The 15954-nt window shown below is 37.8% G+C and carries 16 protein-coding genes and 1 pseudogene; 11 read left to right on the forward strand and 6 right to left on the reverse strand.

What is annotated here, in order from left to right:
- From EA341_RS08445 to xerD, 3 genes and pseudogenes are all read right to left on the reverse strand, one after another.
- A pseudogene (locus EA341_RS08445) lies at positions 1-260 on the reverse strand (dihydroorotate dehydrogenase (quinone)); the annotation flags it as partial.
- A 92-nt stretch (positions 261-352) separates the two neighbouring features.
- Positions 353-862 carry a hypothetical protein gene (locus EA341_RS08450; RefSeq protein ID WP_293012947.1) on the reverse strand — a complete coding sequence of 170 codons (510 nt, stop codon included), beginning with the start codon at positions 860-862 and terminating at the stop codon, positions 353-355.
- Positions 863-1031: 169 nt separating this feature from the next.
- On the reverse strand, positions 1032-1937 hold the full coding sequence (gene xerD / locus EA341_RS08455; protein ID WP_293012949.1) for a site-specific tyrosine recombinase XerD: 906 nt from the start codon (positions 1935-1937) through the stop codon (positions 1032-1034).
- Positions 1938-2305: 368 nt separating this feature from the next.
- On the opposite strand from xerD, the gene aroQ reads away from it, so the two are divergent.
- From aroQ to EA341_RS08495, 8 genes are all read left to right on the forward strand, one after another.
- A complete protein-coding gene (aroQ, locus tag EA341_RS08460; protein ID WP_293012950.1) occupies positions 2306-2731 on the forward strand; it encodes a type II 3-dehydroquinate dehydratase in 426 nt (141 codons plus the stop codon).
- Positions 2728-3786, forward strand: a complete 1059-nt coding sequence (locus EA341_RS08465; RefSeq protein WP_293012951.1) for an aminotransferase class V-fold PLP-dependent enzyme — start codon at positions 2728-2730, stop codon at positions 3784-3786. The genes aroQ and EA341_RS08465 overlap by 4 nt, the downstream gene beginning before the upstream one ends.
- Before the next feature lies 1 nt (position 3787).
- Complete coding sequence (locus EA341_RS08470; RefSeq protein ID WP_293012952.1) at positions 3788-4375, forward strand: MarC family protein; 588 nt, start codon at positions 3788-3790, stop codon at positions 4373-4375.
- Between the two features lie 18 nt (positions 4376-4393).
- A complete protein-coding gene (gene rnhA, locus EA341_RS08475; protein ID WP_293012953.1) occupies positions 4394-4849 on the forward strand; it encodes a ribonuclease HI in 456 nt (151 codons plus the stop codon).
- 17 nt (positions 4850-4866) lie between these two features.
- A complete protein-coding gene (locus EA341_RS08480; protein WP_293012954.1) occupies positions 4867-5583 on the forward strand; it encodes a methyltransferase in 717 nt (238 codons plus the stop codon).
- A gap of 93 nt (positions 5584-5676) precedes the next feature.
- Positions 5677-7137 carry an IPT/TIG domain-containing protein gene (locus EA341_RS08485; protein WP_293012955.1) on the forward strand — a complete coding sequence of 487 codons (1461 nt, stop codon included), beginning with the start codon at positions 5677-5679 and terminating at the stop codon, positions 7135-7137.
- Positions 7138-7147: 10 nt separating this feature from the next.
- A complete protein-coding gene (locus EA341_RS08490) occupies positions 7148-9550 on the forward strand; it encodes a TonB-dependent receptor (RefSeq protein ID WP_293012956.1) in 2403 nt (800 codons plus the stop codon).
- Between the two features lie 5 nt (positions 9551-9555).
- Entirely contained in the window at positions 9556-10614 is a 1059-nt protein-coding gene (locus tag EA341_RS08495; RefSeq protein ID WP_293012957.1) for a DUF4249 domain-containing protein, read from the forward strand.
- Positions 10615-10620: 6 nt separating this feature from the next.
- On the opposite strand, the gene EA341_RS08500 is transcribed toward EA341_RS08495, so the two are convergent.
- A complete protein-coding gene (locus EA341_RS08500) occupies positions 10621-11949 on the reverse strand; it encodes a saccharopine dehydrogenase C-terminal domain-containing protein (RefSeq protein WP_293012958.1) in 1329 nt (442 codons plus the stop codon).
- A gap of 129 nt (positions 11950-12078) precedes the next feature.
- On the opposite strand from EA341_RS08500, the gene cdd reads away from it, so the two are divergent.
- The 3 genes from cdd (at position 12079) to EA341_RS08515 (ending at position 13725) form a co-directional block, all read left to right on the forward strand.
- Positions 12079-12561, forward strand: a complete 483-nt coding sequence (cdd, locus tag EA341_RS08505; protein WP_293012960.1) for a cytidine deaminase — start codon at positions 12079-12081, stop codon at positions 12559-12561.
- Positions 12561-13202, forward strand: coding sequence for an alpha/beta hydrolase (locus tag EA341_RS08510; RefSeq protein WP_293012961.1), 642 nt, complete (start codon positions 12561-12563; stop codon positions 13200-13202). Before cdd ends, EA341_RS08510 begins: the two co-directional genes overlap by 1 nt.
- Before the next feature lie 82 nt (positions 13203-13284).
- Positions 13285-13725 carry a UPF0158 family protein gene (locus tag EA341_RS08515; protein ID WP_293012963.1) on the forward strand — a complete coding sequence of 147 codons (441 nt, stop codon included), beginning with the start codon at positions 13285-13287 and terminating at the stop codon, positions 13723-13725.
- A 25-nt stretch (positions 13726-13750) separates the two neighbouring features.
- On the opposite strand, the gene EA341_RS08520 is transcribed toward EA341_RS08515, so the two are convergent.
- Both EA341_RS08520 and EA341_RS08525 read right to left on the reverse strand, forming a co-directional pair.
- Positions 13751-15061, reverse strand: coding sequence for an ABC transporter permease (locus EA341_RS08520; protein WP_293012965.1), 1311 nt, complete (start codon positions 15059-15061; stop codon positions 13751-13753).
- Positions 15054-15953 (reverse strand): ABC transporter ATP-binding protein, encoded by a 900-nt coding sequence (locus EA341_RS08525; RefSeq protein ID WP_293012967.1) that lies wholly within the window; start codon positions 15951-15953, stop codon positions 15054-15056. The genes EA341_RS08520 and EA341_RS08525 overlap by 8 nt, the downstream gene beginning before the upstream one ends.
- Position 15954 lies beyond the last annotated feature (1 nt).

The following is a 15954-nucleotide window of genomic DNA, read 5'->3' on the forward strand; positions in this document are numbered from 1 at the left end:
ATAAAACCAAATCCCAACAAGGTCATTTCATCAATCAGTTTGGCATCTTTATCAAACCCAGCAGCAAGTCCAACCGGGTTTTTGAATTTCAACCCGAAAACTTCTTTCTCCAAGAGAGGTTCATCGAAATCATAAATCCCTTTAACTAGATTTTTGATCAAAGGAAGGTTGAAGGTTCTTTTGATCCAATTGAAAGTAAAGTGGTGGGCATCTTCAGGATTTTTTTGAAAAAGGAGCGGCTTGAGAATGGATTTGTACACTGAGCTTTTGATTAGTCAGTGCAAAAATAGAAGATGCAAGCGAATAGTATAAATTAAAGTACTATTTAAGCAGAATTATTTATGATAGTCAATTAATTCTCGTTGGAAGACTGATAAGAAATTGCTTGGTAAGTCCATTTGTCTCCTTTGTAATTTGGAGCGTAAAGCAACAAAGGAAGGGAGGTCCCCATAATGATAAATCCTGCAGCGGAGACTTGATAGTCCTGCAATTCTTCGACACTGCTATCAAACATTCCTGATGAAACGGCTTTTTCAACTTCAATAACAGTCTGTCCAGCTACAAGTAAAATAGCACCTGCTATTTTTGTACCAATGTAATTTCTACGAACTTGGGTAAGCTCATCAACCCTGAATCTTCTTCCATGTACGGTTACTTCCTCCTTTGAAATTACTTCGAGCTTTCCACTTGATTTGAAGCCTCTATAATTTGTCAAAGTGACTCTCTTGTTTTCTGGAATGAACTTGGTTTTCCCTGTTTGTTGATTGAACATAATTAAACCAGATGACTCAGCTTCCTGAGCAATTGCTGACTGGATAGAAAATAAAAACAATCCAAGAAATAAAAATCCTAATGTTTTCATATCGAAGAAGATTAGATATATAAAACTAAATTTATTCTTCAATAAAAACAATTTTCAAATTCAATTTTTATAAGGTGTTTTAAGGACTAATTGTTAGTGGCCTTCCATACACAAAGATCCATCTTCACTTTGCTATTTGGAAGGGAGTATGGGGAAAAAGAGAAGCTACTCACTTCCTTGGGTGGAATTCATTTAATACCTGTCTCAGGTAGTCCCTGTCCAAATGGGTATATATCTCTGTGGTGGTAATGCTTTCATGGCCTAGCATTTCCTGTACAGCCCTCAGGTCTGCTCCGCCTTCTATCATATGGGTGGCAAAGCTATGCCTGAAAGTGTGAGGGCTTACATTTTTCTTTAAACCAATGGCTTCAACCTGTTTTTTGATGATTAAAAAAATCATCACACGGCTCAGTTTTTTTCCTCTGCGATTCAGAAACACATACTCTTCGTGTCCTTTGACTGCTTTTACATGGGTACGGATTTCTTCCGTGTAATATTTCAGGTATTTCAGTGCATCCCTGCCAATTGGCACCAATCTTTCCTTATTTCCTTTTCCAATCACCCTCAAAAAACCCACATCTGCATAAACATTGGAGATTTTCAACTCAATCAATTCAGTGACGCGTAGCCCAGAGGAATAAAGAATTTCAAGCATGGCCCTGTTTCGGTGACCTTCCGGTTCTCCCAAAGGAATACTTTCCAAAATAGAGGTAATCTCATGAAAACTTAATGTATCTGGGAGCTTTCTGCCCAGCTTGGGAGATTCCAAAAGCTGGGAAGGATCTTCATTGATCAAATCCTCATACATCATAAATCTAAAGAATGCCTTGATACCGGAAATGATCCTTACCTGAGTGTATTCGGAGATTTCCAATTCGGCAAGACCATTGATGAAATAACGCAGATGATCAAGTTTGACTTCCAAAGGACTGGTATTGGGGTGGTTTTTTCCCATATACCTGCTGAGCTTTTCCATGTCCTGTAGGTATGCAGTAATGGAATTTTTACTCAGCGACCTTTCGATTTTGAGGTAGTGTTGGAATTGCCGGACAAGTTGTTCCCAAGATTTTGCCACCGTTTTCAGTCTTTGTAAGGGCTTTGGAATTTTCTTTTAAAAGGATTGACTCTATACATCCCACACATAATTGCCAGATATATTATCCAAAACAAAAAAAAGTATATTGCCGTTTTGCCTAAAGTTGGTTCATTGTCCAACCAAAAATATTGCAGTAGTGCAACAAAAACACCTGCAATTAAGGTCTGGATAAAAAGTGTCCTGAAGGTAATTTGTTTCGGTTTGTTCATTTGAAATAGCCAGATTTATTCTTCTCTTCAATATTCACCATAATTTATGGAATAAAAAAAATGCTTGTTGCAATGTTTTTGGGCAATGTGGCAAATAACTGATACTTTTGAGGCCTCAAACCACTAAACTATTATGCTTTGAAAATCATCATCATCAACGGCCCGAATCTTAATCTCCTTGGAAAGAGAGAGCCTGAAATTTATGGCAGTACTTCTTTCGAAGATTACTTTGCTTTACTCAAAGAGAAATTCCCTGATTTAGACCTTCACTATTTTCAATCCAATGTGGAGGGAGAAATCATCGATAAGATCCATGAGACGGGTTTTGAATTTGATGCCATAATTCTCAATGCCGGCGGCTATACCCATACTTCAGTGGCCATTTCCGATGCGATTGCAGGAGTCAAAACTCCTGTTATGGAAGTGCATATTTCCAATATTTATAAGCGGGAAGAATTCAGGCACAAGAGCATTATCAGCAAAGAGTGTATTGGAATGATATCTGGCCTGGGACTCAAAGGCTATGAATTGGCAGTTGCTTATTTTCTAAATCCAAAAATATGAAATTGACTTTTGCACCCGGACCTTCCAAGGTTTACGATAAACTGCCCGAATATATGCAGGATGCATACCGTGAGGGAATTCTTAGCGCCAATCATCGTTCTGCAGTATTTATGGATCTGTATCAGGAAACAGAAACCCTCTTTAGGGAAAAGTTGCATTTGCCTGAGGACTATAAATTGCTATTCACTTCTTCTGCCACGGAAAATTGGGAAATCATTGCACAGTCTGTAGTGGAGTCAGCTGCTTACCATATTTTTTCCGGTTCATTTGGAAAAAAATGGTATGATTATGCCAAGCATATTGAACCCAAAACCCATGCACATAGAATTGCTCCAGATGAAACCATAGATGTGGCCAGTTTGGAAATAGGACCTGAATTTGATCTGATTTCCATTACTCAAAATGAAACTTCAAACGCAACTCAGGTAAGGGGTAATATCATCGCTGAGATTGCCAACAAATATCCTGATAAAATCATTGCAGTGGATACCACTTCCTCTATGGGGGGGATAGAATTAAATTTTCAAAAGGCAGATATTTGGTATGCGTCTGTTCAGAAATGTTTTGGACTTCCAGCAGGTTTGGGAGTTCTCTTGGTTTCTCCCAGGGCAATAGCTAAAGCTGAGGCTAAGGGTGAAAAAGGGAGGTATAACAGCCTGAACTTTATGTTGGAGAACGCGGTCCAATACCAAACCCATTACACTCCGAATGTTTTTGGGATTTATTTGCTCAAAAGAGTTCTAAAAGACTTAAAGGAGATCCAACACGTAGAAAGCAGGTTGGTGACTAGAATGCGGAAATTGGAAGATGCGATTGCAAAAACCACTAAATTTAGGATGTTGGTACAAAATGCTGAAGCTAGAAGTACCACTGTTTTGGCCGTAGAGGGAAGGGGAGAATTTATTTCCCAAATCAAAAAGGCAGCAGAAAAAGAAGGAATGCAACTAGGAGGTGGGTATGGGCCATTGAAACCTACGAGTTTTAGAATAGCAAACTTTCCGGCCATCACTGATGCTGAAATGGATAATTTGATTCAATTCCTGAAACAGTATTGATATGTTTGATTTGAAGGAGATATTCTCTGTCACGTTGATCTTGTTTTCAGTGATTGACATTTTGGGTTCTATTCCTATTATCATCAACCTGAGAAAAAAAGTAGGTCATATACAGTCTGGGAAAGCTACTATTGCAGCAGGATTCTTGATGATTTTATTTTTGATAATTGGGAAGTCCATACTTGGGTTATTTGGGATTGGGGTAGAGGACTTTGCTATAGCAGGTGCGTTGATCATTTTTGCCCTTGGAGCAGAAATGATTTTAGGCATAGAGCTTTTCAAACCTGACCCTGAAGCTTCCACCACAAGTGCATCTATAGTTCCAATTGCATTTCCTTTGATTGCAGGAGCAGGCACACTTACTACCATACTTACCCTGAAATCCGAATATACCCAGATGAATATAGGGGTTGGTATTGTGATCAATCTCGGGATAGTTTATCTGGTTTTGAAAAGTACCAATTGGCTGGAAACAAAACTTGGTAAAACTGGACTTGATGTTCTCAGGAGGATTTTTGGTATTATCCTACTATCGATAGCTATCAAAATTTTCAAGACAGCACTTACCACTGATGCCTCTTTGTTTTAAAAAGAAAAAAAGCGACACATGATTACTATTTATACCGATGGAGCAGCCAAAGGAAATCCAGGCCCGGGAGGATATGGTGTGGTGATGAAATTCAGGCAGCATAGAAAAGAGCTTTCGGAAGGTTTCAGGCTTACAACCAATAACCGAATGGAGCTTTTGGCAGTAATCAAGGCGCTGGAAGAAATCAAAGTGAATGGTATTCCAGTGTCAATTTATTCTGATAGTAAATATGTGGTTGATGCCATTGAAAAAGGCTGGCTTTGGGGCTGGCAGAAAAAAGGCTTCAAGGATAAAAAAAATCCTGATTTGTGGAGAAGGTATATTCCGCTACACGTAAAATACAAACCAAAGCTACATTGGGTGAAAGGGCATGCGGGCAATCCCGAGAATGAGCGTTGCGATCAGTTGGCAGTAGAAGCTGCGGAAGGAGGTAATTTACCTCCTGACAGTGCTTATGAAAGCTCGATTTCTTAACAAAAATTCAGCTCATCATGTCTAAGCCTCTTTTCCGGTTCAAGCAATTCCAAGTCCATCATGATAAGTGTGCCATGAAAGTAGGGACTGATGCGGTGCTTTTGGGCGCTTTGGCGGGGAATAAAGACGAATATTCTGATATTCTAGAAATTGGTTTAGGCAGTGGGGTGGTTTCATTGATGCTAGCTCAACGGTTTGAAAATGCAAAAATTGAGGGAGTTGAAATTGATCAAGATGCTTTTGATCAGGCAAGTCAAAACGCAATGGATTCACCTTGGGCTCAAAGGTTGAACTTTAAGCTTTCAGATTTCAGGATGTACTACAAAAGTGAAAACAGGAAGTTTGATCTTATAGTAAGTAATCCCCCGTATTTTTCTGACCATCTTAAATCTTCAAATGCAAAAAAGAATACCGCTTTACATACAGATAGTTTGCCATTTCATGATTTACTTGAGGGGGTAGACAAACTACTCAGTAGTGAAGGGGAGTTTTGGCTGATACTCCCTAAATATGAGGCAGATATATTCAGGGGGATTGCCATCAAGAAAGATTTTTTTAATCATAAGTTGATAGAAATAAAAGACAATAAGGATAAAAATGTTTTAAGGAACATTTTAAGTTTTTCAAAATATAAAAAAGAAATTTTATGTAATCAGGTATTGATAAAAGATTTAAGAGGTGATTACACAAATGAGTACAAAAATATTTTAAGAGACTTTTTAATCATTTTTTAATGTTTTGATTAAAAATTTAATGTGATTAGAAGAATAGTTTTTTAAAATTGAATATTACCGTATTTTTAGCATCTTCTTAAAAACAGTTAATTGATGATTCGTAGAGTATTTAGTCCCTTGGCATCTTTGGTGTTAATCTTTTCATTTTTTGCATGTGAAGAACAATTAGATTTAACGCCTTCAATAATTACTGAAAATGCGCTCTTGGTAAGTGGGGAAAGAATGAGGCTTTCGGGAAGAGTAATTACCACCCAGAACATCGCTGCATCCGACCATGGTTTTTACATTTCTGATAATGAGGGCTTTTCTCAGCCTATCATCATTTCTTTGGGAGTAAGAGAAAGTCCGGGAAGATTTATTGGCGAAACTACCGGTCTGGAAATTGAGAAAACTTATTTTGTTAAATCTTTTGCCGAGTTACCTGAAGGGATAGTTTTTGGAAATGTAGTTAATATCGAAACCCTAAGTCCTCGGTTGATTGATTTCTCTCCATCAAATGGACAATCGGGCATTACAGTTACCATCAATGGAGTGAATATAACAGAAGATGTAAGGGTTTTTTTTGGGGATAATGAGGCTGAAGTACTTGGGGTTGATTTTGAATCAATTCTTAGGGTAAGGGTTCCTCCGATCGGAAATAGAAGTACGGTACCTGTAAAGGTTTTCATTCAAAATAAGGAATTGAATTTTACTTCAGATTTTGATTACAGTACAGGTATTTATACTAAAATATTTGAATTTCCTGGAAGTTTGAAATTTGCAGAGTCCATTAGTCTTCAAGAAGGAGGAGTTTTTTATGCTGGAATGGGAACTGATCAAAGTTCAATGTTAAATAACACTTTTTGGAAGTACACTCATGGTCAAAGTGAATGGACACAAGTACCTTTGCCTTCAAGAACATTACGAAGGGCATTTTCATCAAAGAGTTATTATGGAGGTGGTTCAGCTTTGTTTTTTCCATTTGTTCAGGCTGGAGATTTTGTAAGGTTGCAAAATGGAAGCTTTGAAGTATTGCCTGAACTCCCATTTAATTTCATTAATGGAAAGGGTTTTGAACTGAACAGTAAACTATTTCTTGTTGGAGGGGACGAAGGAAGTGGAAGAGATGTATATATGTATGATCCTGAATCTGCAGAGTGGATGGAATTAGGAAATGCACCATATAGGATTTTGAACAGTCATTTTTCTTTTGAATATGAAGGGAGCCAGTATTTCATCAATCCTGAAACCAGAGATGTTACGAGATTCAATCCCGAGGGTCCATCTTGGAGCATTATTTCAAATTACCCAGGTGAGTTGGGGAATAATGGGACAGGATTTGCCGTCTCAATAGGTGATAAAGCATATTTAGGTATAGGAAATAGGTCAAGCCAAGTTTGGGAGTTTAATATGAACAATTTGGAATGGATTCGAAAAAATGATTTTACAGGATCCAGTCTTGCAAGAGTTGTTGGAACGTACGTGTTTAATGAGGATATCTATATTTTGAGAAGTCCAGAATCTCAAGTTGGAGGATCTATTGAATTCTGGAAATTTGAACCGAACTCTTTCTAAAGAACAGAATATGAAAAAACTTTTACCAATAATATTATTCTTTTGTCTTTTATTTTCAGGGAACTTACAGGCGCAGGATAAGCGGACTGTAGTGGGAAGGGATATAGGATCGCTTAAAAATCTGAATATATCAGGAAGAATTATAGATGAAATTACGGGAGATGCCCTTGTGGGAGCTACTGTAACTGTTCGTGAGTTGAATAAGACGGAAGTAACCAACACCAATGGTTCATTTTCTTTTGTATTGGACAGAGCAGAATACATTTTAGAGTTTAGGTATGTGGGCTATGAAACCGTAATTTATCCTATCGTAGCTGTTGGTGATGGCAGGATTAATATCACCATGATACAAGAGGATTTCACACTTGATGATGTTGTGATTTTTGGTAGGGATCCCGAAAAGAATATAAGAAGTACTGAAATGGGGGCAATCAGTATCAGTATGAATCAACTGAAAGAACTACCTCCATTTCTTGGAGAAGTAGATATAATCAGGTCTGTAGCTACATTGCCAGGTGTAAGTCAGGTAGGAGAAGCCTCTTCAGGACTCAATGTGAGAGGTGGAGGTGCTGATCAAAATCTGATCACTTTTGCAGGAGCGCCAGTGTACAATCCATCCCACCTGTTTGGTTTATTTACTGCCTTCAACCCTGATGTCGTGAATGACTTTACACTGTATAAAGCCCAAATACCAACAAAATTTGGAGGTAGAGGATCGTCAATTTTAGACATCACCCCCAAATCAGGAAGTCTTACCAATTGGGGAGGAGATATGATGGTGGGTACGGTGTCCGGTAAGGCCTCTGTAAATGGTCCGATTGTAAAAGATGTTGTCTCGGCTCAATTGAGTTTTAGGGGTTCTTACATCAATTGGCTGTTAAACTCACTCAATAATCCGGAATTGAGAACCAGTCAGGCAAATTTTAATGATATAAACGGGATTCTTTACGGAGAGATCAATGACAATCATAACCTGACTTATAGCTTTTATAGAAGTTATGATGATTTTGCTCTTGCCTCTGATACGACGATATCCTGGACCAATCAAAGTCAGTCCTTGAGGTATTTAGGGCAGTTTGGTGAAAAATTCAGCGTTGATCTTATTGGTTTCCATACCTTATATGATTTCTCAATATTTAATCAATCAGGGATAAATGATTTTGATTTGAAATCCGGAATAATCGATACCGGAGGTAGGTTAAGTTTGACCTATCAGTTAGGGGAAAATAATAGGATAAATTTTGGAGCAGACACGAAAATGATTACCATTCAACCAGGAGAGCTTATTCCTTCAGGGAATGGTGAATCAGGTGTATTACCACAAAAAGTACAAAATGAATACGCCATGGAGTCTGGGCTTTTCTTTCAACATGAGTTTGAATTGGGAGAAAAATTAGGCTTTTCTTACGGAATTAGGTATGATACTTATACTTACTTCGGGCCTAGGACTGTGAGGGAGTATGCTGAAAACTTACCATTGAATGCAGCCAACGTAATCGGAGAGCGGACCTATACAGACAGGGAGACCATTCAGACATACGACGGCTGGGGACCCAGGGCTTCAATTAGGTATTCAATTGACAGTAAGACTTCTATCAAGGCAGGATATAATAAAATGTATCAGTTCATCCACTTGATTTCAAATACAGCCACTATTGCTCCGACTGATGTTTGGAAATTGAGTGATCAATTTTTGAGACCTCAGATAGTAGATCAGTATTCTTTGGGTATTTATAAAAACTTCAAAGGAAACATATTTGAAAGTTCAGTTGAAGTTTACTATAAGGATATACAAAATGTAGTAGAATATAAGGATGGTGCGAGGTTATTGCTTCAAAATAATCTGGAAACAGAAATCATCCCAGGAGAAGGACAGGCTTACGGTGTAGAAGTCTATGTCAAGAAGAATCTAGGAAGAGCCACTGGATGGGCTTCTTACACTTATTCAAGAGCTCTTAGAAGGGTTATTACACCTTTTGAAGAGGAGATTATCAATGATGGGAATTGGTTTCCTGCTAACTTCGATAAACCACATGACCTCACCTTGATTGGGAATTATAAAATCAGCTCATTTACTTCTTTGTCTGCTACATTCTCTTACAGTACTGGTAGACCGGTAACTTTCCCAGAAGCCAAGTTTGACTTTGCAGGCAATTCTCTGGCATTCTTTAGGAACAGGAATCTTCAAAGAATACCAGACTTTCATAGGTTGGATTTGTCTTTGAATTTCAAATTTCAAGGGGAAGGAAAATTTTATGATGGTGATTGGACATTTGCAGTGATGAATGCTTATGGAAGAAAAAATCCCTTTTCTATTTTCTTTGCCGACCAACCTGGCTCACCTCCACAGGCGTTTAGACTTGCTATTTTGGGTGTTCCATTACCAACTTTAAGTTATTCTCTTAAATTTTGATTGAAATGATTAAAAGATTGCTTTATGTATTGTTATTGATTCCTCTTTCCTGTGTAGATCCTTATAATCTACAGTTGGAAGAGGGAGAGCAGCTGCTTACCATTGACGGTTTCATTACGACTGAGCCTGGACCACATCAAATTAGGCTTTCAAGAACTGATACCTATGGTTCTGTTTTTGAGGGTTTGATTCGCCCAGTAAGGCAGGCAAATGTCAATGTAAGGGACAGTGAAGGTTTAGTTACTTTTTTAACTGAAATAGAACCGGGACTATATGAGACACCTGAAGGGTTTCAGGCCAAGCTTGGACTTTCATATACTCTTCAATTAAGGTTGTCAAATGGTAGAGAGTATACCTCTTTTCCGGAAAAAGTAAATCAAGTCGCACCTATCGATGATATTTCCTTTCGAACAGTTCAAATCGACACGGAAGATAGACTGGAAGTAAGATTGGGACTTCAAATATTGGCTCATTTTAAAGATCCAGGTGATCAGGTGAATAATTATTATTGGAGGACGGCACCAGGAGCTTTCGTTTTGATTACCAACCCAGAGCTTTTTACTAATCCTCCCACACACCCCACTGATCCCAGAGGACCAGCTCCAAAAGAATGCTGTGCAGTTTGCTATTTAGTAGAATCAAGGCGTTCCCAGAATTTCGTTATTGCTTCAGATGAAAGCTTCAATGGTCTTGAAACAAGGTTGCCGGTGGCCTTTATTGAAGATAATGGATTAAGATTTAGAGATACGTATAGGGCTGAAATTCAGCAAATGGGCATAAGTCAGGAAGCTTTCAGGTTTTTGAGACTTATAGAGCAACAGCTGAGTATTACAGGGAGTGTGTTTGATCAGCCTCCGGCAAATATCAGGGGAAATATGATCAGCCTCGATGATCCTGATGAGACAGTTTTGGGATATTTTATTGCCGCTGATGTGCAAACGAAAGTGGTATATATCACTAGCAGTGATTTGGATAGAAGAGTAACTCCTGCAATTATCCCAGATGATTGTAGGACTGTTCCAGGAGCTACTTTATCACCACCAAGCAATTGGACTAGAGATTAATCAGACTTAAAGGCTTTCCTTTTCTGTGAATTTAATCCCCTGTTTTTGAAGTTCTGAGAGCAGGGGATTATATATTTCAGGATAAGTTGGCAGTAGCAGACCAGTCTTGTTTATAACTCCTTTCAGAAAAAGATCTACGGCAATTGCCAAAGGCAGTCCAACAGTTTTTGCCATAGCGGTACGGTTTTGGTCTTCCCCGATACAGACTAAGCTCGAAGTCAATCTTTTTTTGATGCCTTTGGATTCAATCTCAAATTGGTGTTGCATGACGATCATATCTTTATCGTCTTTATCCAAACCCCATTTTTTCTCCAAAATCTTTTGCAAAATTGAAGCTGGACTACCCTTGAATTTTGGTAGGGCTATGTTTTCTAATATCCCTAACCACCGAATTTTTTCTAAAATCTCATCATTTATCCAGGGTAAAAGCTCTTTCATCTTTATCTCCACAGTCTTATCGGGGTGATAAGGCAAAAATGAATTGATGAACATCCTGTTTGTGAATTCATTTGGTAAATTCATTTCAAAAGAATCATCTGTCAGTCCCAACTGCACAAATACATCCCAGCTTTGGCAAAATCCAGTTCTCCTCAAAGTCCCTCTAAGGATAGTGGGGATATTATCAAGGCCATACACAGACCTGTAACTCAATGAATCCCTATTTGGATAAGCTTCAAATTCTCCAATCTCATCAAAGTTTATTTTTTCCAATCTTCGGAAGAGCATGTGGTAAGGGATATACTTGTACTTTCCATTTCTAATAAATCTTGAAACACCCTGGCCGGCAAGCACAACATTTCTAGGATTCCAAGTAAATTTATACTTCCAAGGATTATCTTCTGATTCGGGAGCTAGAAGACCTCCTGTAAATGATTTGAAAGAAATGATTTCGTTTCCAAGACCTTTTTCCCGGTTTATAATCTGCATGGCTGACATGTGGTCAATCCCTGGGTCAAGTCCACATTCGTTGAGAAATAGCAAGTTCTTCTTTTCAATTTCGAATTTCATTTCCCTCATTTCATCTGATTCATAAGATGCTGAGAAAAAATGCTTTCCAAAATTCAGACAGTCTTTTGCGATTAAAGGGTGCAGAAAGGCTGGAAGCATAGAAACCACTATGTCTGCTTTTTGGATCAATTCCTCCCTGCTATTTTGTTCACTTGTATCAAAAGAGACAGCCTCGGTATTGGGTAGACCCCGTGTACGCTTGATCGCTTCTTCTTTGGATAAATCAGCTACGATTATCAATCTTTTATTGTTTTGGGAAGTCTTGGCTAAATATTCTATCAAAAATGTGGAGGATTTTCCTGCTCCCAGTATCAAAATTTTCTTCATCAGTTATTTTTGGGTTTAAGTATGGAAATAGTATCCGACTGCTAAAAGTAAAAATACAAACCTTAATTTGAGGCAAAAGAACAATTGCCAATTTAATTTCGTTAATTGTGTTCCTTTTAATTTTTGAAAATGAGTAGAAAAATAAAACTTACTGTATCTCTGGATGTTTTGCCAAAAGAAGAATGGACCAAAGATGAGGATGAGCTAGTAAGGCAAGCAAAAATAGCAGTTGAAAAAGCCTATGCACCTTATTCTAATTTTATGGTTGGGGCTGCTGTGATGTTAGAAAATGGTGAGATTTTTTCAGGCAACAACCAAGAGAATGTATCTTTCCCAGTTGGAATCTGTGCTGAAAGGTCTGTGCTGAGCTTTGCAATGGCAAATTTTCCTGATGTAAGGCCTATAAAAATAGTGATAGTAGCAAAAAGGAGAAATGATAATATTTGGGCGACTGTGACTCCCTGTGGCTTATGTCGTCAGACCATCAATGAGTATGAAATTAAATTCGGTCACGCAATCGAAATCATGATGCTTAGCCCTGAGGAACAGTTATTGAAAGCAAGTGGAATAGATCAGTTGTTACCGTTTAGGTTTAATGATTTGAATGGATAATGAAAAACTCCATTAAATTTAATTTTAAGGCGCACTACAGGACTTCTCACGTTGTCCACAGAGAAGAAACGGAATTGGTTTTCGCGCTTCATGGCTACGGCCAATTAGCAGAGTTTTTTCTTCGAAAATTAAGTCCGTTGTTTAATAAGGAAAGATTAATAGTAGTGCCTGAAGCCACCAATTACTTCTATCAGGAAGGGTTTTCTGGTAGGGTAGGAGCAAATTGGATGACGCGACATGAGAGAGAAACTGCTATCGCGAATAACCATACTTATTTGAATGAGCTGATGTCATCTTTTTTAATGAAATATAAAACAACACCTAAAGTCAAGGTGTTGGGTTTCAGTCAAGGAGCTGCAACAGCTGCCCGCTGGGTAAGTCAGTTAGAGCAAAAAGTAGATACCTTGATTCTTTGGGGAGGAGGTTTTGCGCACGATATGATGATTGACAAGACCAAATCAGCACTTGAACATGCAAATACTTATGTGGTGCTTGGAAGACAGGATGAATTCGTGACACCAGAATCAATGAAAAGACAGGAAGATATTATTTCAACACTTAAATTAAATGTAGAAAAGCGCTTTTATGATGGTGGGCATGATTTAAATTTGCCTTTGCTAATGGAACTTTTGGAAACATGATCGCAATAGGTGATATCCAAATCAAAAAGTTTGATATTTACACAGAGTTAATTAATTTTCTTAAAACTATAGCTTTTAAATAATGCTTACCCTATCTGAAAAAGAAGTAGAAAAAATTGCAGCCTTGCTGCTTAAAGGGATGATTTGTTTTTATCAAATTGACACAAAAAAAATCTATCACATGCCGGACGATGAAGATTACTTTAATTACGATCTTACTCCCGAAGAAGAGGATGTCTTGGATAAAATAGATGACAATCCTGATAATTTTGCTGAGTTCACCAAAATGGAGCCTTATCAAGAACATCAGATCATGGAGATTTTTGCGGAGAGGCAAGTGAAGGAAAGAAGTTTTCAGGACGAATTGTTCAATGCGCTAAGTAAGCCTAAAGCAGCAACAGGCTTTAAGTTTTTAATAGATAATTCTGGGACTTATAATGAAAAATGGAAAGAATATAGGCTTAGTAAGTACCAAGACTGGGTAAAGGAACAGGTAGATAGTTTTAATTATGCAGAAGAATAAAAAACAAAGCGCTTATATTTTTGATTTACCCACTTTTAACCCATTTCCAAAGTGTTTTGTAATTGATTTTAGTCCCATGAACAAGTATGCCTATTCGATAGATTTTTCCTGCTACCCATGTGCTAAATAGAAAACCTATTATAAGCAGAGACATGGAGAGCGCCAAATCAAATAATGGAATACCATAGCTTGCTCTGCCCATCATAGCTATTGGTGAGGTGAATGGGACTATTGATAGCCAAAAAGATACATTGCTGTTTGGGTCATTTAAGACAAAAACAAATAAGCCCATATAGGCGATCAATAATGGAATGGTAATAGGAAGCATGAACTGCTGTGCTTCTGAAGGAGCATCTACCGCAGCACCAATAGCAGCAAAAAATGCTCCGTACAATAAATATCCCCCGAGGAAATAGAAAATAAAGGTTAGTGCTAATTTGACAAAATTTATTTCCTTTATCACTTCCAGTATGCCAGCAATTTCGGGTGTTTCGGTATTAATAGAGGAGGTTAGTTGAGGGTTTGCCATTTCCATAACTTGTTGTTGTGGCATTTGCATACCGAAATAACCTATCACGAAAAAGGATACAGAAGATATCAACACCATCCAAATTAAAAATTGAGTAAGTCCCACTGCACCGATTCCGATGATTTTCCCCATCATCAATTGAAATGGCTTAAGGGAGGATACCAAAATTTCAACAATTCGGCTGGATTTTTCCTCAATAACCCCATGCATAATTTGATTGCCATAGACGAAGATGAAAATATAAATCAAAATACCTGTGGAAAAGCCAATAGCATAATTGACTGTGGCATCTGTAAATTTTTCTTCCCCACTATTGTCAAGTGTGATTGAACGGATATTTACTTTGGTTCTGTATGCAGAGATTACTTCTGGATCTATTCCTGACTCATACAGTCTTTGTTCTTCTATTCGTCTTTTGAGACTTGATTCAAGGTAACTAATGAAATTCATGCTGGGGTTGCTGTCACCATAAAACACAATTCCAGAAGGATTATTCAGGTCTATTTTTGGGATGTAAAGAAAACCGAATCGATCTCCGGACTTTACTAGGTTTTTTCCGTATTCAGTATCGCCATTAGCATATGAAAAAGCATATTGATCTGAGCTTTCGATAAAAAACATGTTGTTTTCATCTACGACTTCTATAATCCTGAGTGCAGAATTATCTGATTCATCCATGGCTATCCATAGGAAAACGCCCATTATCGCAGGGAATATCAATGGTGTAAGCAATGTGGCCAATAAGAATGATTTCTTTTGTACCCTGGAAAGGTATTCTCTTTTAATAACAAGCCAGATTTTATCCATCAGAATTGAGGTTTACTTGTTGGATAAATAACTCTTCCATACTTGGTATTTTTTCAGAAAAGCCAAGAATTTCACCAAATTGCATGAGGTAGCTCAAACTTTCATTTTCAGTTTTGTCTCTGAGTTTTATATTAAAAGTAGCAATTTGATCTTCCCATTTGACTTCCCACTCCTCAGGTAAAATCCTATCTTCATTACGTATAATCACCTCATATTCATTTGGCCTGAAAGTTTGCTTTATTTCGGAAAGCTTTCCGTCGAGTATTTTTTTTGATCTGTTGATCATGGCTACATGATCGCAAAGTAACTCTACAGATTCCATTCGGTGAGTAGAAAGCACCAAAGTGATCCCCTTTTGTTTTAACTCCAATATTTCATTTTTGATAAGGTCAGCATTGACGGGATCAAACCCGGAAAATGGTTCATCTAAAATTAAAAGCTTTGGCTCATGGATAATCGTGGAGATAAACTGCACCTTCTGAGCCATTCCTTTAGAGAGATCGTCTATTCTTTTGTCTTTCCAATTTTTAATATCCATTTTATCAAGCCAAAAGTTGACCCTTTCATTTGCCAAACTAGCGCTGAGACCTTTTAATCTGGCGAAATAAATCAATTGATCCCAGACCTTCATTCTTTTGTAAAGGCCCCTTTCCTCTGGGAGGTAACCAATCTGCCCAATATGGTTTGGATTTAGTATTTGATTCTCGAAATAAATGTCCCCGGAGTCAGCCTCGATGATTTGGTTGATAATTCTGATTAAAGTTGTCTTTCCTGCTCCATTTGGTCCAAGCAGTCCGTAAATTACTCCTTGAGGAATGTCGAGGTCAATATCAGTCAAGGCCTTATTTGGGCCAAAAGCTTTATTTAAATTTTTAATGCTTAAGATTTCCAAG

Origin of the sequence: Mongoliibacter sp. (genome assembly GCF_007692705.1) — a bacterium.
In the GTDB taxonomy this organism is placed as follows: Bacteria; Bacteroidota; Bacteroidia; order Cytophagales; family Cyclobacteriaceae; genus Mongoliibacter.

What these genes read in the sequence shown, in the direction of transcription:
- EA341_RS08450 (WP_293012947.1), bottom strand. Translation starts at nt 862, where the DNA reads ATGAAAACATTAGGATTTTTATTTCTTGGATTGTTTTTATTTTCTATC.
- EA341_RS08465 (WP_293012951.1), top strand. Translation starts at nt 2,728, where the DNA reads ATGAAATTGACTTTTGCACCCGGACCTTCCAAGGTTTACGATAAACTG.
- EA341_RS08470 (WP_293012952.1), top strand. Translation starts at nt 3,788, where the DNA reads ATGTTTGATTTGAAGGAGATATTCTCTGTCACGTTGATCTTGTTTTCA.
- rnhA (WP_293012953.1), top strand. Translation starts at nt 4,394, where the DNA reads ATGATTACTATTTATACCGATGGAGCAGCCAAAGGAAATCCAGGCCCG.
- EA341_RS08480 (WP_293012954.1), top strand. Translation starts at nt 4,867, where the DNA reads ATGTCTAAGCCTCTTTTCCGGTTCAAGCAATTCCAAGTCCATCATGAT.
- EA341_RS08485 (WP_293012955.1), top strand. Translation starts at nt 5,677, where the DNA reads ATGATTCGTAGAGTATTTAGTCCCTTGGCATCTTTGGTGTTAATCTTT.
- EA341_RS08490 (WP_293012956.1), top strand. Translation starts at nt 7,148, where the DNA reads ATGAAAAAACTTTTACCAATAATATTATTCTTTTGTCTTTTATTTTCA.
- EA341_RS08495 (WP_293012957.1), top strand. Translation starts at nt 9,556, where the DNA reads ATGATTAAAAGATTGCTTTATGTATTGTTATTGATTCCTCTTTCCTGT.
- EA341_RS08500 (WP_293012958.1), bottom strand. Translation starts at nt 11,949, where the DNA reads ATGAAGAAAATTTTGATACTGGGAGCAGGAAAATCCTCCACATTTTTG.
- cdd (WP_293012960.1), top strand. Translation starts at nt 12,079, where the DNA reads ATGAGTAGAAAAATAAAACTTACTGTATCTCTGGATGTTTTGCCAAAA.
- EA341_RS08510 (WP_293012961.1), top strand. Translation starts at nt 12,561, where the DNA reads ATGAAAAACTCCATTAAATTTAATTTTAAGGCGCACTACAGGACTTCT.
- EA341_RS08515 (WP_293012963.1), top strand. Translation starts at nt 13,285, where the DNA reads ATGCTTACCCTATCTGAAAAAGAAGTAGAAAAAATTGCAGCCTTGCTG.
- EA341_RS08520 (WP_293012965.1), bottom strand. Translation starts at nt 15,061, where the DNA reads ATGGATAAAATCTGGCTTGTTATTAAAAGAGAATACCTTTCCAGGGTA.